This window comes from Culturomica sp. (assembly GCF_003524185.1).
Taxonomy (GTDB): domain Bacteria; phylum Bacteroidota; class Bacteroidia; order Bacteroidales; family Marinifilaceae; genus Culturomica; species Culturomica massiliensis.
In genome coordinates, this window is sequence record NZ_DOED01000039.1 from 54436 (window position 1) to 76485 (window position 22050).

Genomic DNA, 22050 nt, shown 5'->3' on the forward strand with positions numbered 1-22050 from the left:
ATAAAAACGAACGTTTTAACCAGCCAGGACGACACTGAAAAACAATTCTCCGGCGTTCCTATCCCAATGGGAATGAGTACAAAACAGGGGTCTGTCCATGTTCGTATTGCAGCCTGTTTCTTTTTTCCTATCTTTGCCGGACTTTTGATTTTAGATTTTACATTATGATTTCAGTAGACGGACTTACAGTAGAATTCGGGGACAGAGCCCTTTTTAAAGATATTTCATTTCAGATTAACGAGAAAGACCGTATCGCCCTTATGGGCAAGAACGGAGCAGGAAAATCGACCTTACTGAAAATTCTGGCAGGGGCCCGGAAGCCTACCCGCGGGAATGTGACTGCCCCCAAAGACACTGTAATCGCCTACCTGCCGCAACACCTGATGACGGAAGACGGACGGACAGTGTATGAAGAAGCCTCCCAGGCTTTTTCCCACCTGTTTGAAATGGAAAAAAGAATCGAGGACCTGAACCGCCAATTGACGGAAAGGACAGATTACGATTCGCCGGAATACTACAAACTGATCGAAGAGGTTTCGGCCCTCAGTGAAAAATTCTACAGTATCGACCTCACCCATTTTGAAGCGGACGTAGAAAAGACATTGCTGGGCCTGGGCTTTAAACGTGAAGACCTGCATAAGCAAACCCGTGATTTCAGCGGCGGTTGGCGCATGCGTATCGAACTGGCCAAAATGTTGCTGAAAAATCCGGATGTCCTGCTGCTTGACGAGCCCACTAATCACCTGGATATCGATTCGATCCAATGGCTGGAAGATTTCCTGATAAACAACGGGAAAGCTGTTGTTGTGATCTCTCACGACAAGACATTTATTGATAATATCACGACCCGCACAATAGAGGTGACGATGGGAAGGATTTACGATTATAAAGTAAATTACTCCAAATACCTGGAACTGCGTAAAGACCGCCGGGCACAACAGCAAAAAGCCTACGACGAACAACAGAAAATGATTGCCGAAACCAAAGAATTTATCGAACGGTTTAAAGGCACGTATTCCAAAACCCTGCAAGTACAATCGCGGGTGAAGATGCTCGAAAAACTGGAAATCCTGGAAGTAGACGAAGAGGATACGTCGGCTTTACGCCTGAAATTTCCTCCTTCCCCCCGTTCGGGCAGCTATCCGGTGATTGCAGAAGATTTGTCGAAGCATTACGGCGATTATGAGGTGTTCAATCACGCCGGCTTTACGATACAACGGGGGGAAAAAGTAGCTTTTGTGGGACGTAACGGAGAAGGAAAATCCACTTTGGTGAAATGTATTATGGGAGAAATCACCGATTACACAGGCAAACTGACACTCGGCCACAATGCCCAGATCGGATATTTTGCCCAAAATGCAGCTTCGCTGATGGATGAAGACCTTACTGTTTTTCAGACGGTTGACGACGTGACCCCTCTGGAATTGAAAAGCAATACCAAAAATTTACTGGGGGCTTTTATGTTCAGCGGGGATGATATCGACAAAAAAGTAAAAGTGTTGTCGGGAGGAGAGCGTACCCGGCTGGCTATGATCAAATTGCTGTTGCAGCCGGTGAATTTGCTGATCCTCGACGAGCCTACCAACCACCTCGATCTGAAAACCAAGGATATACTGAAAAATGCCTTGCTGGACTTCGACGGCACGGTGATTGTCGTCTCACACGACCGCGATTTTCTCAACGGCCTGGTGACAAAGGTATATGAATTCGGCAACCGGAAAGTAACCGAACACCTGGAAGATATCAACGGCTTCCTCCGGAAGAAAAAAATGGAAAATTTACGGGAGATCGAACGGCAATCCAAATAGGTTATAAAATTATTTATTTCAGCGGTAGCTGTATATTTTTGATTTTCAATTACTTTTTCCAGAAGCAAACAACAGATTTCTGAAAAGAATATCCGTGAAACCGGTTCCTTTATCCGACAAACCAGGACCTCTTCACGATTTTATTTATAACGGCCGGGGCTGTATTCCGATAGCGGAAATACGATCCCGGCCGCTTGTTATAAACCGGTTTATCCATAAACTTTTCAGCCCGGTTTCCGTATAGTTTTCACACAAGGATCTTGTCCGGATTTACAGAAAAGAACAAAACAAGTACGCTGACTTATTCAGCTTTACGTTCGGGCTCTGTAATCTGCTCAAATAATTATAGTTACGATGTAGCGATGTAGCGAACAAATACTAATGAAGCACTTATACCATGAGAAACACATTTTTCTTCTGCCTGATTTATATGGGTTTGCTGATCCCCGCAAAAGCACAGCACTACACGACGCTGAATTTAGAACAGCAATTGCCGACAGAAGACGGCTGGTGGCGTCTTTTCAGCGACCCGACCCTCGACAGCCTGATCCGGAAAGCCACCCGCAACAATTACAATCTGCAAAATACGCTGCGCAATATCGATATTGCCAAAAAACGAACCCGGGTACAACAGAGCGCCTGGTTTCCGGAATTAAGCGCCACAGCATCCTATAGCCCCGAAAAAAACAGCCTCGGCATAGAGCACATCAATGAACGGAATTACACCGGCCAGGCCCAGCTTGAAATGAACTGGGAAATCGATGTTTTCGGGAGTATACGCAAAAATGTAAAGTCGCAAAAAGAATATTACTATGCCTCGAAAGAAAATTACCGTGCCGCCCTGGTATCTCTTACAGCCCAGCTTGCCTCGTCGTATATCAATTTACGCAATTATCAGGCCAAATGGCAGGTGGCCCGCCAGAACCTAGAATCCCAAAAAGAGATTCTCGATCTGACCGAAACCCGCTTTAAAACCGGACTGACCTCACAACTCGATTTTTCCCAGGCCAAAAGCCTTTATTTGCAAACAGCCTCCCTGATCCCGGCAATCGAATCGACGATTACGAATCAGATCAACACCATTTGTATCCTTACCGGAGAATATAACGACAGTTTACGACAGGCACTCCGGGCCATAGCCCCCCTTCCGGATAACCAAAACATCCTGATCACGGGCATTCCGGCCAATCTTATCCGCCGCCGTCCGGACGTAAAAGCGGCCGAGAATACGATGGACGCACTTTCGGCAGCCGTCGGTGCCAGCCGGGCCGATTGGTTCCCCAAATTTTATGTCACCGGAAGTTTCGGATACGGTTCGGATAAGTTCAAGCAATTTTTCCGCAGAGAGAATATGGACTGGCAAATCAGTCCCAGTATGAAATGGACTTTTTTCAGCGGACGGCAACTGAACGAAACGACCCGCATTGCCCAATTGCAGCTAGAACAAGGTATCAATGATTATAACAACACCCTGCTCACCGCTTTGCAGGAAGTGGACGACGCCCTTTATTCCTATGCCAAAGCCCAGGAGCAATTGTCGGCCGACCGCCAGGCCTATGAACAGGCACAGGAAACCCTGAACCTGGCCCTCACTCTCTATAAGCAAGGCCTATCCGACTACCAAAACGTGCTCGATTCACAAAAGGATGTACTGAATTACCAGAATACCCTGGTCGGTGCCCAAGCCACTACCTTGCTTTATCTGATCCAACTGTATAAGGCCCTGGGAGGCGGTTGGGAAAACTAAAGCAATTGACGATTTACGATTCTCTTTCGGGCAGGGGAGAATTGTGGACATAATCAACAATCTAAAATCTAAAATTCGACACAGCAGCCTCACGTTATCAATGAATCATGCAAAACCCGGAAAACGACAGGACAAAGCCGCATAAGGGGAATGCTTCCGGAATATCATCTGTCTATCCACGCTTTAAATAAAGCGACCCGCTCCCGGCTAACCAATATATTCTCTTTTTTATCCCATCCGTAAAGTATTATTTTTAAACGGTTGGAAGAATAATTTATGATATCCCCGATTGAATTATAAGCAATAATAAAGTTTCTGTTTACCCTGAAAAACAAACCGGGATCGACAAGCTGCCCGATTTTGTCCAGTGAATAATCTACAGGATGATTTTTACCGGTGTCATCAAAAATAAAAGTGGAACGCTCCGCTATATAAAAACATCTGATTGCAGATACAGGAACTGACCTGTAATGTTCCCCTATTTTTACCATAAAACGTTCTTTACGTACCGGATACAATTCTTTAATTATTGCTTCAAGCCGCGTATATCCCATATTCAACCGATGGATCGTATTAAATTTGTCAACCGCTTTTTTTAATTCTTCCAATCCTACCGGCTTAAGGAGATAATCCACACTGTTGACCTTAAATGCTTTCAAGGCATATTCGTCATAGGCCGTTGTAAATATTACCGGAATTTTTATTTCAAGCAGGTCAAATACCTCAAAAGAAATACCATCTTCCAGTTGTATATCCATAAATACCAAATCGGGAGGCGTATTAACCGAAAACCAATTTACAACCTGCTCAACAGACGAGAGGACACCGATAATCACAATTGCCGGATCGACTTCTTCCAATAAGCGAACCAGTTTCCGCACAGCGGGCTGCTCATCTTCTACAATCAATACTTTCATAATTCAATTATTTTCAAGAGGCAGTTTGACAATGAAACGACTATTTTCCTGATTAATGACGATTTCTTTACCCATGACCAATTTTATCCTTTCCCGAAGATTTGCTAATCCTATACCCGAAGGACGACACAATACAGTTTTGCTATTCATTGTATTGGCAACTACAATATACCTCCCTTCCCGATAAATACTTATTTCCAAAGGCCGGGCTTGCGAAGCGATGTTGTGCTTTAACGCATTTTCAACCAATATCTGCAAGGATATGGGGATTATTTTAAATTTCCCCGGATTTTCTATCCTGATCTCCAACGTTATCTTCTCCCCGTCACGCTCTTTTCGTAAACCAAAATAATTTTTTACGAACTCAATTTCCACATCCAGAGGTACCCAATCTACATTTTCATTTTCAAGTATATAACGATAAACAGAAGCTAATTTCTGAATACAAATATCTGTTTTCCGGGCATCTTCATACACCATTTCAGAAAGTGTATTCAAACTGTTAAACAAGAAATGGGGATTGACCTGAGCTTTTAAATTTCCATATCTGAATCTTAAATTCTCCTCCCTCAATTTCTGTTCCCGGTTAATGGACTGACGCCATATCTCGTAGAAAAATATAACCGATGCCACAAAGATTCCGATAAAAAGAGACGAGAATGTCCCCGGAATATCCTTATAGAGTAAATTTTCCACAAAATTACGGGTATCCCATCCCTTAAGCAGAAACAATACATAATCACTTAAACTGAAAATAAACAAAGAAACAACAACTGCCGACAACACAAAAAATACAAATGAAGGAATCAGTTTCTTTTTTAATTCGCTGACCGGCTTCTTTATATTATCGGCCTGTATTTTAAAAAACAGACTTACGATGAATAAAACGGTAAATATATTGGATACCGTAATTACGATGACAGATGTATCGAAAATATCAGTTCCTTCGCCTCGTTTTATAAACCATGTATAAATGATACTAAACAGTAGTACTGCTATAATCATCTTTATTTTTCTGTATTTTCCGGACATAAACACGTTTTATATTACACTCCTATAGCCTTACCTGATGCCAAAAAGCCCCCAATACTCATAAATAAAATCAGCGATATAAATATAGCGGAAATAATCGTAATATATTTCCGTTCAAATTTATACCAAAGCGATATAATTCCCGAGAAAAGAACAGTGTATAACAAGGCTTCGGGAATAGCACCCAAATGGTAAGATACCGGCAGTAGCGTATAAATATATCCGTCAAAAGAGCCGGGGGCAGGTCCGATTGTAGAAATAAAAGAAAATCCTAAAACCAACCAGGCTAATTTTATAAAACCCTTTTTTTCAAAGATAAAGCCACGCACCGGCAATAACACCAACGCAATTATTATGCCTCTGAATAATTGAAATGAAGGCCCTAGCATAACCCAAGGAGACTCCACCGGCTTCATCATTGATGATAAATATTCCGAGGAAAAATGTGTTTTATAATCCAGGAAAAACAGTGCCAATATACCTGCTGTAAAATAAGCGATAAAATGTGCCGCACATACCCTCCAAATAAAATTCATCTGCAAAGCCGTTACTTTTTTCATGTCTTTCATTTTTAATGTTATACCTCAATTTACCAATCCGACCTGCAGTCGGACGGATTTCTGAAGTAAAATAAAAGTATGAAGAACACACGGACAAATAATAATTGCAGAGTTGTCGTTTCAGATAACCAAGTTGTTATTTCACACCTCCCAATTGTATAAGAACAACCTATTTTGGATTATGAAGGAGGAGCGTGTACCGACGCTCCTCCTTATGATGCCAGCATTTAACGGCGAAATATATAAGTTATACCGCCTAACAAGAGCAGGGTCAATATTACTGCCCAGAGATTTAACCGGCGGGATTCGGCTGTCAGGATATAATCGGCCGGCAGAAAGCGATAGGCATTCAGTTGCCAGGTCAATTTGTCGTTTTCACAATGCGGCGCATTGGTTGAAACAACTTTACCCGGCATGACCAATTCGTATTTGATATGGGGTTCGAACAATTCGAGTACGGCCGATTCAGCATCAGAAAGGGAATCGAGTACCCGCTGATTTTTCCGGTATTCTTCCGAAAAATAACCGGTCCGGAAATACTGATCCAGGAAAGGAGCCAAATTATCCGACCAAAAATCAGATTTATCCTTATTGAGGATAAAAATAGAATCCCGGGCCTGGGACAAACGGCCGCTCCAGAGATTGTCAGGCCTGGAGGCCAGGAAATCCTGAATCACCGAATACTGCATGACAAACAAAGATTTCTTTCCCCAGGTTTCAGCTTTTTCCTGTATCTGTTCCAGGTATTCATACATCTCATAACCATTCATCCCCTGACAGGCAGCAGGATCCCCCTGAAACCAGAGTATCTGCTCTTCGGGTGTCAGGTATTCTCCTAAAGGGACAGGCAGATCCTGCGACGGATAACGGGTATATTTCTCTGAAAAAGTATAGTAGGTATAAAACCACCTGAAAGATTTATTCCATGTGATTTCCGGTTTTATGTTTTTCCATGAACTGTGGTCAAACCGAAAGTTACGGTTCATTTCTTCAACCGAAGCATAGTGACAGGTGGCCACAACTGCCGAAGCAGCTGCAGGACTCTTTAAATGCTGCAATGGCCAAGGCTGTAATCCGCCGCTTACCGAATCATACACCGAGACCTGCCAACCGTCATCCAGGCGGACGGGGAAGGGATTGCGGGCCGTGTCTCCCGCTAAGAAGGCAGAGTCTTTCGTCGTTAACCGGAACTGCCGGAAACAGGAACCGTCCGGGTTTATCCGGGTCAGCATTTCGTAATGTTTGTCACAAGAGCATAATAAAAAAACTAAAAACAGATTGATTATAAAGATACTATTTTTCATGGCTTTGTTTTTTTAAGTTTGACATCCGGGAGCTGAAATAAAATTCTTCCCGCTGTTGTTTTCTGGCTTCCTGCGCCTGCCGGAAAGCGGCATATTGCTTTATCTTTTCCGGTATCGGGGAAGCAGGATCGATAAAGCGGTCCAGCTGTCCGGTTATACCGGCATACGCAGCCTCACGAAGAACCGGAAAGGGTTTCGTTAATTCATAAACGAATAAACCGATCACCATGGCTGCCGCCACTCCGGACAGCATACGGATGATGCCGAACCGGCTGCCGGCTGCCGCATGCTCCGGCAAACGGGTAGCGATATGCTCCATAATCTGCCGGGAGAGTTTTTCCGGGTGTTCCAGGACAGGTTGCATCTCCCTGATTTTTCCGATCGTCCGATCGTATTGTTTATCTGTATTTTCCATTTGCTTTTTATAAGATTTTACTGATTCGTTGACGAATATATTTTCTGGCCAGATATAAATTACTTTTAATTTTTGCACTGCTCATCCCGGTGATTAATTTAATTTCTTCCGGATCTATTCCTTCCAGATCCCAAAGTGTAAACACCAGTTTTTGCTTGGGTGTCAGTTCCCCGGTCAGCCGGGTGATACGAGTTATCAGTTCCTGATTTTCCAAATTTTGTCCGGTATCTTCTTCTACCGGAACTTCCATCGCCTTTTCCTGTTGTCCCGCAGCTATCAAACCGGATTGCCGTCGCTGCTGCCGCATTTGATCGTAACACAAATTTACCGTTATCTTATACAACCAGGTCGTAAACTTCACCTGCGGCTTAAATTGCGCCAGATGCGTCCAGGCCCGGATAAACACTTCCTGTGTTGCATCCCGGGCTTCTTCAGTATTACAGAGCAGGCGGAAAGCAAGCCTGAAGACATAATATTGATATTCGGTAACCAACCGGCCGAAAGCCGCTGTGTCGTTCCCCACGCTTTGCCTGATTAACTGTTGTTCGCGCTCCTGATTCATGTTTTATTATCAATGATTCACAAATGTAACGTCCGAATCGGCGATAAGTCGAAAAAAAAGACAGATTTTATAAAATAATCACAGAAAAGCACCCGCCACATCCGGATCATTTCAGTCCCGGGGTATGATTCATAACTGAACATTCTAAAGCCGGATGACGTATATGAGGGCAAAAACTTATATGATGAAAGCCTATATCTTAATCGCAATTTTTTTCTGTCTGGCGGCAGGATGTCACACTAAAAAAGAAGGACGGGAACAAATGCCGTTACCGGAAATCCCGGTAAATACTCCCCAAACCCGTAATGTTGTGTACAGCTACGAATATCCGGCCTATCTCGAAGCGGAGCAAACTGTAAACCTTGTAGCCCGGGTCTCCGGTTTTCTCGAAAGAGTCGGTTACACTCCCGGCCAGGAAGTCAAAGCGGGGCAAACCCTTTTCATCATTGAACCCAAACCCTACGAGGATCAGGTGAATGCAGCCTTAGCAGGGGTGAATACCGCCGAGTCCCAATTGGCATATGCCAAGGCCTCGTTTGAAAAGATGAAGGAGGCCGTACGTACCAAAGCGGTCAGCGAGATCGATTACCTGCAATCGGAATCTTCTTATAACTCGGCCCTCGCCGATTTGCAAAATGCCAAGGCTCAGCTCAATACAGCCCGTATCAATCTCAATTACTGCTATATCAAGGCTCCTTTCGACGGGAAGGTAACCCGGAATCTGGTAGACCGTGCCAATTTTGTTGCCGGTTCGGTCAGTCCCACAACCCTCGCCACGATGTATAAGGACCGGCAAATGTACGCTTATTTCAATATGGCCTACCCGGAATACCTCAATCTGCCGGCAACCGGCACAAAGCAAGCGACGAACGATTCGCTCCGGTTTCTGACCGTCAGTGATGCCGCCAATCCGCAACACCAATGGAAAGGCCAGCTCGACTATACTTCGCCGAATGTCGACCTGCAAACAGGGACAGTCGGCGTCCGGGCCATTATAGATAATCCGGAACAACAACTGCTGAGCGGCATGTACGTCAAGATACATGTCCCCTACCGCTACGTAAGCAATGCTTTGCTTATCCCGGAAACCTCCATCGGCACAAACCAAACAGGAAGGTTTGTTTATATCCTGGGAACGGACAACCGGGTCGAGCTTAAACCCGTCACCGTCGGTGTGCTCGAACCGGACGGGATGCGCGAAATTGTCAGCGGTATACGTCCCGGCGACCGTTATATTGTGGATGCCCTTATGAGCGTACGCCCCGGCATGCAGATCAAACCTAAAAATAAATGATGTTTTAATTACAGGTTTTAAATTGTTTGTCCAACCGGTTTATTATCAGGATCATTTAATCTAAAACCGGCCATTTAAAATCTATATGCACGTTGCCCCCGATTACGGATTAACTTACGATTTTTCAATTTACACGATTCAAATTCAATAACCAGATCATGATAAGCACTTTCTTTATCAACCGCCCGATATTTGCCACCGTATTGTCGATACTGATCGTCATTGCAGGCCTTGTTTCCCTGAACAGCCTGCCTGTCGAGCAATATCCTTCCATTACCCCGCCGACCGTTGTCGTACGCGCTTCTTATCCGGGAGCCAATGCAACGACGATTGCCAATATGATCGGCACTCCCATTGAACAACAAGTCAACGGCGTCGAAGGAATGCTTTACATGTCGTCCTCATCTTCCAGCACCGGCTCTTATCAACTGACCATTACTTTCGAAGTCGGTACGGACCTCGATATGGCCACCGTCCTGGTTGAAAACCGCGTTAATATCGCTTTACCGACCTTACCGCAGGAAGTTACCAAGATCGGGGTGACGACGACCAAAGAATCGACCAATGTCGTCATGTTTATCTCCCTGACCACCAGCTCTCCCGATTACGACGCCCTTTACCTGTCGAATTATGCCGATCTGAATATCGTCAACCAGTTGGAACGGGTTAAAGGTGTGGGTAATGTCAGTCTTTTCGGTATGGGGAATTACAGTATGCGCATCTGGCTCGATCCCGATCTGCTGGCCATCCGCGGAATCACAGCCGACGATGTCCTTGCGGCCATACAGAGCCAGAATATACAGGTAGCGGCCGGAAGTGTCGGCGCCGAACCGCTGCAACACAAAGAAGCCTACCAATATACACTGGAAACCCAGGGTTTGCTCGTCAATGAAGAAGAGTTCGGTAATATCATCATCAAAGCCTTTCCCGACGGGAAATACCTTCGTATGCGGGACATTGCCGATATTGAGATCGGCCGCGAAACATACAGTACTACCGCCCAATTAAAAGGCGGTTCTGTAGCTGCACTGGCCATCTATCAGCTTCCCGGAGCAAACGCCCTCGATGTTTCCGAGCGGGTAAAAACGGAAATGAACCATCTGGCTACTTATTTCCCGCAGGGTATCGATTATAACGTCACCCTCGATACAACCGAGTTTATCCGGACTTCCATCGCCGGTATTTACAGTACGCTTATCACGGCTTTCATACTCGTACTGCTGGTGATCCTGCTTTTCCTGCAAAACTGGCGGGCGATGCTGATTCCACTCATTGCGATCCCCGTATCTCTGGTCGGTACTTTCACATTTATGAAACTATTCGGGTTTTCCATCAATACGCTGACCCTATTCGGATTGGTACTGGCCATCGGACTGGTGGTAGACGACGCCATTATCATCGTTGAAAACAGCTACCGCCTGATCGAAACCGGGAAATACAATACCGTCAAGGAAGCCGTCAACCAGGCCATGAAAGAAGTGTCGGGCGCTGTTATCGGCATCGTGCTTGTATTGCTGGCCGTATTTATACCCACAGCTTTTATCGGAGGCATCACGGGGCAACTTTACAAGCAATTTGCCCTGACGATTGCCATATCGACGGTTATCAGCGGCTTTAACGCCCTTACCCTGAGTCCTGCACTGTGCGCTCTTTTTCTCAAGCCGAAACAACCGACCCGGTTTTTCCTGTTCAAAGCTTTCAACCGTTTTTTTGAAAAAACAACCAACGGTTACACCTGGGTCATCCGGGGCTTTATGCGTAAATCCATACTTACCCTCATCGTATTTTTCGTTATTTCTTTCTTTGCTTTCTGGGGATTCCTGAAATGGCCGCGTACTTTCCTGCCGGAAGAAGACCAGGGTTATTTCCTGGCTTTTATGCAGCTTACGGATGCCGCTTCTTCTTCACAGACCCAGACAGCCCTTGAAAAAGCCGCCGCCATCATCAACCGCATCGACGGTGTAGAAACCTATATCACGATCAACGGCTTTTCAGTCATGAGCGGTGCCAATGCCTCCAATGCAGCCACCGTTTTCGTCATGCTGAAAAACTGGGACGAACGTAAAGCCCCCGGCATGAGTGCCCAGGCTATTGTCGACAAATTCAATATGCTCGCCCATTTCGAGATACCGGAGGCCCTGACTTTCGCCGTGCTGCCGCCTTCCATCCCCGGATTAGGGGAAAGCAGCGGGTTTGAAGTGATGCTCCAGGATATCAATAATTACGGTCCGCAGGAACTCCAAAAAATGACGGATGAGCTCATGGTAGCCGCCGCACAAACCCCCGGCCTGGCTTCTGTGGAATCGATGTTCAGTGCCGATGTTCCCTTGTATTACCTCAATATCGACCGGAACAAAATAGAAATGATGCAAATCCCGATCAGCAATGTTTTCAACACGCTGACGGTGTTCCTCGGCTCTTCTTATGTCAATAATTTCGTAAAATTCGGCCGCACTTACCAGGTGAAGGTCGAAGGCGCTCCCGACAGCCGGGCCCTGATCGGGGATATCCGCCGGCTGAATGTCAGAAACGCCCAGGGCGATATGATTCCCCTTTCGGCCTTTACTACGGTAGAAAGCCGCGTCGGGGCAGAAAACCTGACCCGTTACAACACCTATACTTCGGCTCTTATCTCGGGCTCTGCCGCTTCCGGTTACAGTTCGGGAGAGGCACTGGAAATTATGGGTAATCTGATCAAAGAGAAGGCCGGCTCCTCATTCGGTTACGAATGGACGTCCATGGCCTATCAGGAAGAAAATTCCAGTTCGAGCACGAGCCTGATATTTATTCTCGCAATTCTCGTCGCCTATCTTATTCTGGCTGCCCAATATGAAAGCTGGACGAATCCGGCCGCTGTCATCATGGGACTCCCTATCGCCCTGCTGGGCGTCGTTATCGGGGTGATGGTGATGAACCTGCCTATCAGTGTATACACACAGATCGGTATCGTCCTCCTTATCGCCCTGACGGCCAAGAACGCCATCCTCATCGTCGAATTTGCCCGCGATTACCACGCCGCCGGCAAATCCATCAACGAAGCCGCACTGGAAGGGGGCCGTGTCCGCCTGCGCCCGATACTGATGACCTCCTTTGCCTTTATCCTCGGTACCTTCCCGTTGGTTATCTCCTCCGGAGCCGGAGCCGCCAGCCGCATCTCCCTCGGTATCGCCGTTTTCGCCGGCATGCTTATGACCGCCCTCGTCGGTACCCTGTTTATCCCCAATTTCTACAAACTTATGCAGGAACTACAGGAAAAATTCACCCGCAACAAAAAAACGCCGCCGGACACCAATTCTGTGATCTGACCCCAGGCAGCCGGTCGCAAGATCAGCCCCACGATCACACCTAATAAACAGCCCCTCCGGTTTTTCAAACTTCCGGGGGGCTGTTCGGTTCTGACTTATATTACAAATCTACCGACTTATTTAATATTTTTATAATCATTCGGATTACAACTTATTAAATCTTTGAGATGTATAACTAATTATAAATATCGATTTATACGATAAAATATACGGTTCTTATTTCACCGTGTACTTTCGATATGTTCCAATAGTTTTTCCAGGACAGGATCGCCGCCTTTCATATATTCCGAGGCAACGAAAGGAATCTCTATATCCGGATATACCTGACCGTCCGGATTGCGGGTGTATTCATCGAGTTCTATTGTTGAGATACTTACTGTGGCGTAAGGATTACTGCTCCACGGCAGATGAGTTATTTCCCCGTATTTCAAAGCATTGTGCAAAAGCGGAACACCGGCCAATTTTGCAGAACCGTTATATTGCAAAATATTGGCAAATGTTGCGGCCTGTGATCCCGTATCTTCGCTTATTAATACGTAAATATTCATATTCTGGTATTTCTCTTTATTCAAAGGAAATGATTTAACAAAATACCGTTCAGGCAAATTAATCAATTGCCCCATCCTGTCTTCCGTAAGAAAATCATAATCTTTAATGGTATTTGGAGACACCCGTAATCTGACATTTTTTAAATAAACGACCGTGTCCTTATTAACGAGCAACGACATTAACTCATCGAAATCGCTTCCACTGCCTCCCCCATTTTTTCGTATATCAATGATCAGGTTCGGATAGCCTATTTTTTTCAAACGCTTAATAAAAGAATGCAGGTCTTTAATGATACTTTTATTATACCTGAAAGCCGGAATACTGAAATATCCGGTTTTATAGTCTGCCCATATTTTCTTTTGATTTTCAGAGATTTTATTTTTTAAATAATGATCGTAAGTTATTCCTTCCGTATGAATATTCAGTATTTGATTCTGACGTTGAGTTTTAACCGTATAGCCGGGACTATAAGCATAGTGATAATAAGCCTGATAAACAATAAACGGAGAATAACGGTTCGTATACGTGTACTTTATAAATTCCTCAACAGGCGTATTATTAATCTCTAAAATACGATCTCCTTTATGGAATTTTTCATCATATGAATGATCAATGATAATGGTATCGTTTATATTAATAATATCCCAAGGCAATATCGGTATTTTATCAGAATTCGCTCTATTGTTTTTCGTGATAAACCAAGGGATTAACGGACGGAAATGAGGATCTTCAAATTTCAACCGATCAAAATAAGGTTTAAAAGCATATAATGATTCCGTTAAATTAAGCGTGTCTTTCTTCATTCTGGAAATCACTATCCTTCGGATAGAATCCCTTTCCGATATCGACAAACTCTCAAAAAGATGAGGATGTATTACATCTTTTGGAAAAGCTGTTATTACAGAATCCGGGGAAAACAGCCGGGAATAAGGATTCACCAACACCTCCGGATAAGCCTCAACAAGATCATACCCCCGGAAATCCTGCCCCATACCCCAATTAAATACCCCCAATAAAATACACGATAACCCTATTGATTTTAACATATTTCAAATAAAAATTAAATCCGGTTTTGTAATATCAATTATTCATGATCAATATCAAAAAAGTGTCGTTTCATCTAAATTATACATAGAGCATTGCTTTATATCGTTACAGTCTAAATATGAATAAAGCTCTGTTTTTCACCACAATATTTATAAAATCAGTGAGTTTAAGAATACGTATTAAAACGATTTATTGTCGTTTATCAACGAATTACTTATCTCATATCCTTTGATATTTGTTTACAAATATATAAAATTGAGAAAATAGTATTCCATTTTATTACTAATAAATAGAATATTTTACCGATATTCAATATATGTAACGAATATTTTTGTTTATTGTATTTGTCTCTTTACATTTTTTTATATATCTTGCCTCCGTCTGTATGTCAGGTCGGTTGGACAGCCTTTGTGGTACGTCTTAAAATAGGATTCGATTTTTATGTTTAAGGATAACGATAAACCGGAAACGCCCAACCGATAAACCTTTTTGTTAAATCAAAGCAGCTCACCGGGAAGCAATCATACAAACCGATTTTAAACCTGTTGAAGCTAACATCGAAGTATTTGCGTGGCAATAAACGATCGTAAGATCGTCGGATAAATTTTTGACAGACAGATTCAGGTAAACACACCTTTGGCAGTAAGGTTTAAGGCCTGGCAGAGTAACCCAAAATTTAACGTTCAGCAAGTGTTACCCCTGCTTTTGTTAAAGGTAGCGCCGCAAAATTACCGATAACCGATTTGAATTTTTCCCTGTGTTGTTCATTCGCCTTTACAGGTATTATCGGACGAATTGGAAAAATTACCACCGGGTAGTCCGGTGATGCAATTAAAACGAAATATGAAGGATCAGGTACTCATAGGGCACGATTTCAATTGTCATACGATAAATCCAGCAATTGAATGAACCCCGATAATAATTAATACAATGAAAAAATATAAGTACATCACTTTTTTAATTCTCCTATTGCTAATCGCACTTCTATTAAGAATAATCCTAAATCAGCATACCTGCGAAACGGTATACCGGATACCGATGTACGGATTTTGTTATATGTTACTCGCATTAAGTCGCATAGGCCATAAAATCAGCTTGCTGTATATCTGTACGTCGATCGCAACGTTAATTGAAGTTGTAGATTTTGCCACCGGAGGTAATTATTTACATTTAGCTGTCATTATGGGGACTCTTGTTCTAAATACGGGGATATATGTATTTATCGTTAAAAAGCTCAAACAACCTTCCACTTTATAATCCAATGTATAATATTCATCGTTTAAAGGAAATCATAGGCAAAGCGAACATGATTCAATTTTGCCTTATCGTGTTGATTGCGGTTAATCTGACAAAAGCCATTGTTCATTTACCTTTTAAAATACTCCGAATAAATGATATACAGTTTAATGAACCATTAATAAATCTGGAAAAACCCGTTTTAACCGTCGATCTGTTGTTAGATATTTTAGTATTTGCACCTATTATCGAAACGGCATTGTATCAGACACTTATTTTTAAATTTACGAAATGGTTGAATTTTAACGATATCACTATTGTACTGATTTCAGCTGTATGCTTCGGTCTGATGCATGACTACAGCCTGTTTTATATGATCAGCACCTTTTTTACGGGAAGTATTCTGATGTACACCTATATTTTAAGGGCAAAATATCGCAATAAACCGTATTGGTCTATAACCTTAGCTCATTCTACTATCAACGTTCTTGCTTTACTTATGCTATTGGTATTTGAAATATTGTAAATAATGATCATCGGGATAAAGCAATACGACATGACGTTTTCTTATCCGATCGTACTTTGATTTTTTAACAGCAGTGAGCATTTCGATATGCCGGTTTTGTTCCTTTTGCATTCGACACGTTTTAAAAGTAAATCTATTGCACAATGTATAATCGTTTAAAAAAAATCATAGGCAAAGCGAACATGATTCAATTTTGTCTTATCGTGTTGGTTGCGGTTAATCTAACAAAAGCCATTGTTTACTTGCCCTTCAAAATGTTTCAATTAGAGGATATTCAGTTTAGAGAAGAACTAATAAATCCCGAACAACCGACCTTAACCGTTACGATATTAATATCGGCTTTGATTTTAGCACCTATTGTTGAAACGGCATTATTTCAGACACTTATTTATCAATTAAAAAAATGGTTGCATTTTAACAATATAACTATCGTCTTAATTTCATCTGTATGTTTCAGTCTGATACATAATTTCAGCCTGCTTTATATAATCAGCACCTTTTTTATAGGAAGCATTCTGATGTACACATATATTTTAAGGTCGGAATATAACAATAAACCGTATTGGTCTATGACCTTGGCTCATTCTACTCTCAACGCTTTTGCTTTATTTATGCTATTGATATTTGAAATATTGTAAGGCTAGCGGAGATTCATTTATTCGGACATGTTTTATCAGCAATGGTCAATTATACAAGTATACTTTTTATGAATCAACAGGAAAAAATCAAATAATTCTTTGCGTTTATTTTACACCCTTCAAATGTGCTTCGTATGCCGGGAGCATGAGTATCATATCTTTGTCTTTCCGGGCGATTTTCAATGCCTGACGGTAGCAGCGGCGAGCCGCTTTCAGTTGTTGCCGGCGTTCGTACAGTTCACCCAAGCTATCGTATAAGTTCGCAGCAGAAGGATAGTAATTCTTATAAAAACAAATGCTTTTACCCAGCTATATCCAATCTCCGTTTAATTGAAACGATAGGCGGCTATTCTCAATTCCTTATGGGATTTAAACGGTTTAGAGGGTTTCAGGTGTTTTGCCAGATATTTGTATATATCGTAGCGGATTTCGGTCGCGGTTCTGATGTCGATCCGGTCAAAAGAATGCCCGCCGGGCATATCCTGAAATATCTTGTAATCAAATTGCTTTCCTTCTGCTTTCAGGGCCCTGATCATATGTTCTACTTCGATAACATTCACATCGTCGTCATTCGTATTCGTATAGATCAATACCGGGTCTTTCAGCTTGTCGGCATGCCACACCGGAGAACGCCTTTTGTATTCTGCAATATCACCCCTGGCGCTTTTCCCGATGTCCCGCCTGAACATTTCCCGGTAACCATCTTCGGCATATCCCATCCGCATGATAACATCGCAAACAGGTACTCCCGCAAACCCACATTTATACACACCGGGATAGGTCATCAGATTCATCAGCGTAATCATTCCTCCGTGACTCCAGCCTATAATCCCAATCCGGTTTTTATCCACGAAACTATAATTTTCAACCATATATTGTCCGCTCTCGTAAACATCCTGATTTTCCAGACCACCGTAATCGATGTTTTTATACGTCCCGGCACCATACCCGGTACTTCCCCGGTATTCGGCCGCCACTACAATATACTCCTGGGCCACTAATTCCCGGACAATATGGGCATAATAGGTCGAAAAATCCGCATGTACTCCGCTATGGGCAAAAACGATCAAAGGATATTTTTTGTCCGGATCAATACTTTTCGGAACAAATACATACGCCCAGAACTTCAACGGGTTATTCACACCCATAGCTGTGGGATTGGACGGATTGGCCTTAGGCGGACCACACAGATATACTTTATCGACATAGGCCACGTCCCCCACCTTGTTATACCACAGGACATCATCCACTTTCTTCATTACTTCTTCAAAAGAACGTGAAAATCCGGTATGATCGGCATTCAATGTCCGCAACTGCTTCGCCACATCTACCTCACCGGCTTGAGCCAACACGGTAAGATGTCCGGTCCATAATAAACTTACAATAAACAAAAAACCATAATATTTCATCTGCATAATTCAAATGAAGTCCCTCGACTTATTTAATATTTTCGTAATCTGCCCGATTTCAGATGATCGACATTCCTAAAATGTATACCTAATTACGAACGATTACTTATTATAAAATACACATTTTATTATCCTTGCTTCCGGGATATCCACGGTAATCCGTAAAACTTTCCGTCCATACCCGGCAAATTTTCAAAGCTGTACGACCGGTTCTTTTCCTTTAGCCTTGTATTGCCGACCGATCTATCAGATTTACAACAAATATAAATATTTTCACGTATTTTTCAACTTTTTTAATCAATAAGTCGGCCAAATAAAAACATCACGATTTTTCTGCATGACTCTGTCACCTGATTTCCTTACTCACAGAAATATCCGCATCCGGTAAGAATCTGTCCGGATTTTGGATTCATATCTCAGCTATCCGCATTGTCATTATTTTCATGTGTAAATAAAAACCGTCAGAAAAAAAGCATGAATATCAATGCATTATCCTCCTGTTTTCATATATATATCCGGAAAAGAAGTTTTTTGTTCCTATTTGTGTAAATTTCCGTCCCTTTTCGTGTAATATATTTGTTGTATAATCGTCTTGTATACGATGACGGAGAAAGAGTTCAATACATCGATTTTACCGCTGACACACGACATTTTTACTTTTGCGGTACATCTGACGGGCGACCGGTCCGGAGCTGCGGATATTACCCAGGATGTGATGTATAAACTGTGGGAGATGCGCCAGGAGTTACGCAAGGTGCAAAATCCCAAAGCATGGGCTTTGAAAATCACACGCAATTTATGCCTCGACATTCTTAAAAAACAAAAACCGTTATATGATGAAGAACAGATGTACAAAAACAGCGGTTACGATCACGACCTGCTCCGGTCACTGGAAGATAAAGAAACGGCGGCATTGGTAAAGCAGATCATCGATACCCTTCCGGACAACCAGCGGGAGGTTGTCATTCTCCGGGAGATCGAAGAGATGGAATACAATGAGATTGCAGAAATCACCGGCCTCGGCCTGAACAATATACGGGTGCTGTTATCCAGGGCCCGCACCAAAATCAAAGAGATTCTGGTAAAACAATACAGTATTTCGAAATACGAATGATTATGGATAATATACAGGATATATTAAAACGATATTACCGGGGAGAGACGACCCTCGCAGAAGAAAGATACCTCAAAGAAGAGTTTCGCCGGGGCCATCTGACGGAAGAACCGGCCTTATCCACCGGTCCGGTTCAGGAGAGCCTGCCCGAAGGTTTATATGCCGGCATACGGCAAGGCATACGGAAGCGACGGCAAAAACACTTCCGGCAATTATATCTGACAGCCGGAAGCATCGCCGCTATGCTGGTACTGATTATTTTTGTCAAAGGTTCGTTTAGGCCGGCACTTCCATCCGATCTGCAAGTTACGGACAATATAAAGCGTGAGCGTTTCGAAAATGCTTTACGCACCATCGGTAATATATTGGAAGAGGATCGCCCAAATGAAAAAGTATTGTACGAAGATCATAAACTGATCATTGCCATCGAATAACAAACAATTAAATAAGAATTGCCATGAAAAAAGTATTATTTATTCTCGTTGCAGGCATGCTTCTTCCCTTTTTCAGCCATGCCCAGGTTCATAAGCTCATGTCGGCTTATGAAGGAAAAGACGGTGTAACCATTACTCACCTGGATAAAAATTTGTACGGCCTGTATAAAAAGAAAAATCTCTCGCCGGCAGCAGAAAAGTTATTAAAAGATTTGAACGAAGTCAACATTCTTTCGTTTGATCTGGTACGCAATACAACATGGACAGCCGACGGTATTACCGGCAAATTTACCGACGAACTGAAAAAGAAGGGGTATACTCTGGTAAAAAGTGCCACCACCAACGACAGCAAACAATTTATTTATTCCAAGAATGCGGAAGATAAATTATCGGATCTGGTTGTCATCAATCAGGAAACGAAAAACAATCTGGAAATCATTGAACTACGGGGTAATATCCAGGCAGAAAATATCGCTTTGCTTTCCCGGGCTTTAAATATCAAAGGGCTCAACTCCTTGTCGGCCCTGAATCCGAACAATGAAAAATACACATCTTATCTGCAATCGTTCAATTACAACACGATGTCCTCTGAAGAGGTTAAAAAGCAGGCGGAAGAAATGAGAAAGCAAGCAGAAATCATGAGAAAAAAGGCAGAAGAAATGCGACGGAATTTCAATATGGGAACAAATTTCAACTTCAACTTTTCGGGGGATGATTCGACTTTTTTTAACAGGCTTGGAACTATGGATTCTATTTTCAATACCATAGGTTCGGGATTCAGCACAATGGGCAGCTTTTTCGACCAATTGGGCAGTAATATCGGAGATTTTGGAAATACGATCAGTACAATGGGCAGTTCCATACAGATTACAGAAGATAACGGTAAAACCAAAATCAAAATCAACACGAAAAATCTGGATATCATTTATATTGTCGACGGCATCAAATTTGAAGGAGAAGAGATCACCATGCCCGAACAAATCAAATACGTGAATCTGGTCAACGATAAAAAAGACAGCCGCAAATCTTACCTTATCGTCACATCCGACAGCAGATTAGGTGATTTCATTTCACTAAAAGACAATACACTACGTTTCAAATACGATAATCAGGATTTCAAATACAATCTTGCCAAATCCGACAAGCCTTTGCTATGGCTCAACGGAGCGGCAGCAGCGGATTTTTCCGGTGTCGATATCGCCAATATCCGCCAAATCCGCCCCATTACCCAAGCAGAAAAAGAAACCGGATACTATAAAAGTGCCGAAGTGTTTATTACGACAAAATAAAAAAAGGGAAACGAGTTTACCCCGTTTCGGACAACACCTTCGACATCGTATAAAACAGCAGGTTTAAAATTGTAGATTTACGATTTCAGATTAAATAAATCCGACGACGAATTCCATTATTAAGCAATTTTAAATCTGCCAGATTCACTTACTCAAAAGTCCTAAAAATGAAAAAACTCCTCTCAACAGCCATAATTATCTGCACGGTATTTGCCGCTATAGCACAAGATTATCGTTCTGTGGATTCCCTATTGTGTGAGATATACCGGAAAGACCAGCGTGTCAGAGCCAATTTCGAAACCGTATTCACAGGCAAGCTTCCACAGGACAGTGTACTTAAATTCGTACAGACAATGCACAATACCGATCAAGAAAATCAAGCCGTGATCTATAAACTTCTGGATGAACAAGGATGGCCCGACAACCTGTCACCATTAGCCAATCAAGCTATCTTTTTAGTTGTCGATCATGGAAATATTACAGATCAACAAAAGTATTTTCCCCTGATCGAGCAACAGGTAAAGAAAGGCAATCTGGACAAAAGTTCGTGTATGACATTATACGACCGCATCTTAATGCACACAGGAAAAAAACAAATTTACGGCACTCAAACTGTCAGTTATACAGATAAACAGACCGGAGATCAGGTGTTCTATCTGTGGCCGGTAGAAAATCCTTCCCGGCTAGACTCGTTACGGAAGGCGATAAACCTACCCCCGATCGAACAGTACCTGGAAGTGTTCAAGCAACGAGGCATGCATGTCATCTGGGACAAAGAACTGACAATCGACGAAATCCAGAAAAAAAAGACAGGCTTATAAGTACATGCATACAAATCCGGTTTTAATCGCCGGATTTTCTTTT

Annotated in this window: 19 protein-coding genes; 10 read left to right on the forward strand and 9 right to left on the reverse strand. The window is 42.8% G+C overall.

Translation table 11 applies throughout. The annotated features are described in order from the left end of the window. The first annotated feature begins 164 nt into the window (after positions 1 to 164). The gene (locus tag DD657_RS13400; protein ID WP_021989251.1) at positions 165 to 1808 is read left to right on the forward strand and encodes an ABC-F family ATP-binding cassette domain-containing protein; all 1644 of its coding nucleotides are present in this window, start codon (positions 165 to 167) and stop codon (positions 1806 to 1808) included. A gap of 397 nt (positions 1809 to 2205) precedes the next feature. Continuing rightward, positions 2206 to 3555 carry an efflux transporter outer membrane subunit gene (locus DD657_RS13405; RefSeq protein ID WP_021989252.1) on the forward strand — a complete coding sequence of 450 codons (1350 nt, stop codon included), beginning with the start codon at positions 2206 to 2208 and terminating at the stop codon, positions 3553 to 3555. A gap of 164 nt (positions 3556 to 3719) precedes the next feature. Here the strand turns inward: DD657_RS13405 and DD657_RS13410 are convergent, their stop codons facing one another. From DD657_RS13410 to DD657_RS13435, 6 genes are all read right to left on the reverse strand, one after another. Next, entirely contained in the window at positions 3720 to 4472 is a 753-nt protein-coding gene (locus DD657_RS13410; RefSeq protein WP_068691019.1) for a LytR/AlgR family response regulator transcription factor, read from the reverse strand. Positions 4473 to 4475: 3 nt separating this feature from the next. Then, the gene (locus DD657_RS13415) at positions 4476 to 5477 is read right to left on the reverse strand and encodes a sensor histidine kinase (protein WP_287050358.1); all 1002 of its coding nucleotides are present in this window, start codon (positions 5475 to 5477) and stop codon (positions 4476 to 4478) included. Positions 5478 to 5518: 41 nt separating this feature from the next. Further along, a complete protein-coding gene (locus tag DD657_RS13420) occupies positions 5519 to 6064 on the reverse strand; it encodes a hypothetical protein (protein WP_118774134.1) in 546 nt (181 codons plus the stop codon). A 227-nt stretch (positions 6065 to 6291) separates the two neighbouring features. Continuing rightward, complete coding sequence (locus DD657_RS13425) at positions 6292 to 7368, reverse strand: hypothetical protein (protein ID WP_287050362.1); 1077 nt, start codon at positions 7366 to 7368, stop codon at positions 6292 to 6294. Further along, complete coding sequence (locus tag DD657_RS13430; RefSeq protein ID WP_287050365.1) at positions 7358 to 7783, reverse strand: hypothetical protein; 426 nt, start codon at positions 7781 to 7783, stop codon at positions 7358 to 7360. Before DD657_RS13430 ends, DD657_RS13425 begins: the two co-directional genes overlap by 11 nt. 7 nt (positions 7784 to 7790) lie before the next feature. Next, positions 7791 to 8345 (reverse strand): RNA polymerase sigma factor, encoded by a 555-nt coding sequence (locus DD657_RS13435; protein ID WP_287050367.1) that lies wholly within the window; start codon positions 8343 to 8345, stop codon positions 7791 to 7793. A gap of 184 nt (positions 8346 to 8529) precedes the next feature. On the opposite strand from DD657_RS13435, the gene DD657_RS13440 reads away from it, so the two are divergent. Both DD657_RS13440 and DD657_RS13445 read left to right on the forward strand, forming a co-directional pair. After that, a complete protein-coding gene (locus DD657_RS13440; RefSeq protein WP_287050369.1) occupies positions 8530 to 9639 on the forward strand; it encodes an efflux RND transporter periplasmic adaptor subunit in 1110 nt (369 codons plus the stop codon). 158 nt (positions 9640 to 9797) lie between these two features. After that, positions 9798 to 12944 (forward strand): efflux RND transporter permease subunit, encoded by a 3147-nt coding sequence (locus DD657_RS13445; RefSeq protein ID WP_287050370.1) that lies wholly within the window; start codon positions 9798 to 9800, stop codon positions 12942 to 12944. A gap of 221 nt (positions 12945 to 13165) precedes the next feature. On the opposite strand, the gene DD657_RS13450 is transcribed toward DD657_RS13445, so the two are convergent. After that, the gene (locus tag DD657_RS13450) at positions 13166 to 14539 is read right to left on the reverse strand and encodes a S41 family peptidase (protein ID WP_287050373.1); all 1374 of its coding nucleotides are present in this window, start codon (positions 14537 to 14539) and stop codon (positions 13166 to 13168) included. A gap of 1214 nt (positions 14540 to 15753) precedes the next feature. Here DD657_RS13450 and DD657_RS13455 point away from each other — a divergent pair. Continuing rightward, positions 15754 to 16302, forward strand: coding sequence for a CPBP family intramembrane glutamic endopeptidase (locus DD657_RS13455; RefSeq protein ID WP_082989263.1), 549 nt, complete (start codon positions 15754 to 15756; stop codon positions 16300 to 16302). Positions 16303 to 16445: 143 nt separating this feature from the next. Beyond that, complete coding sequence (locus DD657_RS13460) at positions 16446 to 16940, forward strand: CPBP family intramembrane glutamic endopeptidase (protein ID WP_287050376.1); 495 nt, start codon at positions 16446 to 16448, stop codon at positions 16938 to 16940. Positions 16941 to 17045: 105 nt separating this feature from the next. On the opposite strand, the gene DD657_RS13465 is transcribed toward DD657_RS13460, so the two are convergent. Then, on the reverse strand, positions 17046 to 17249 hold the full coding sequence (locus DD657_RS13465) for a tetratricopeptide repeat protein (RefSeq protein WP_418500696.1): 204 nt from the start codon (positions 17247 to 17249) through the stop codon (positions 17046 to 17048). 17 nt (positions 17250 to 17266) lie between these two features. After that, positions 17267 to 18199: an alpha/beta hydrolase family protein gene (locus tag DD657_RS13470; protein WP_227461818.1), complete on the reverse strand. Its 933-nt coding sequence runs from the start codon at positions 18197 to 18199 to the stop codon at positions 17267 to 17269. Between the two features lie 751 nt (positions 18200 to 18950). On the opposite strand from DD657_RS13470, the gene DD657_RS13475 reads away from it, so the two are divergent. The 4 genes from DD657_RS13475 (at position 18951) to DD657_RS13490 (ending at position 22007) form a co-directional block, all read left to right on the forward strand. Beyond that, positions 18951 to 19463, forward strand: coding sequence for a GFO_1088 family ECF-type sigma factor (locus DD657_RS13475; protein WP_021989267.1), 513 nt, complete (start codon positions 18951 to 18953; stop codon positions 19461 to 19463). 2 nt (positions 19464 to 19465) lie between these two features. Further along, positions 19466 to 19897 (forward strand): hypothetical protein, encoded by a 432-nt coding sequence (locus DD657_RS13480; protein ID WP_287050382.1) that lies wholly within the window; start codon positions 19466 to 19468, stop codon positions 19895 to 19897. Positions 19898 to 19920: 23 nt separating this feature from the next. Beyond that, entirely contained in the window at positions 19921 to 21186 is a 1266-nt protein-coding gene (locus tag DD657_RS13485) for a DUF4252 domain-containing protein (protein WP_118773529.1), read from the forward strand. Between the two features lie 167 nt (positions 21187 to 21353). Next, positions 21354 to 22007 carry a DUF6624 domain-containing protein gene (locus DD657_RS13490; RefSeq protein WP_287050386.1) on the forward strand — a complete coding sequence of 218 codons (654 nt, stop codon included), beginning with the start codon at positions 21354 to 21356 and terminating at the stop codon, positions 22005 to 22007. Positions 22008 to 22050 lie beyond the last annotated feature (43 nt).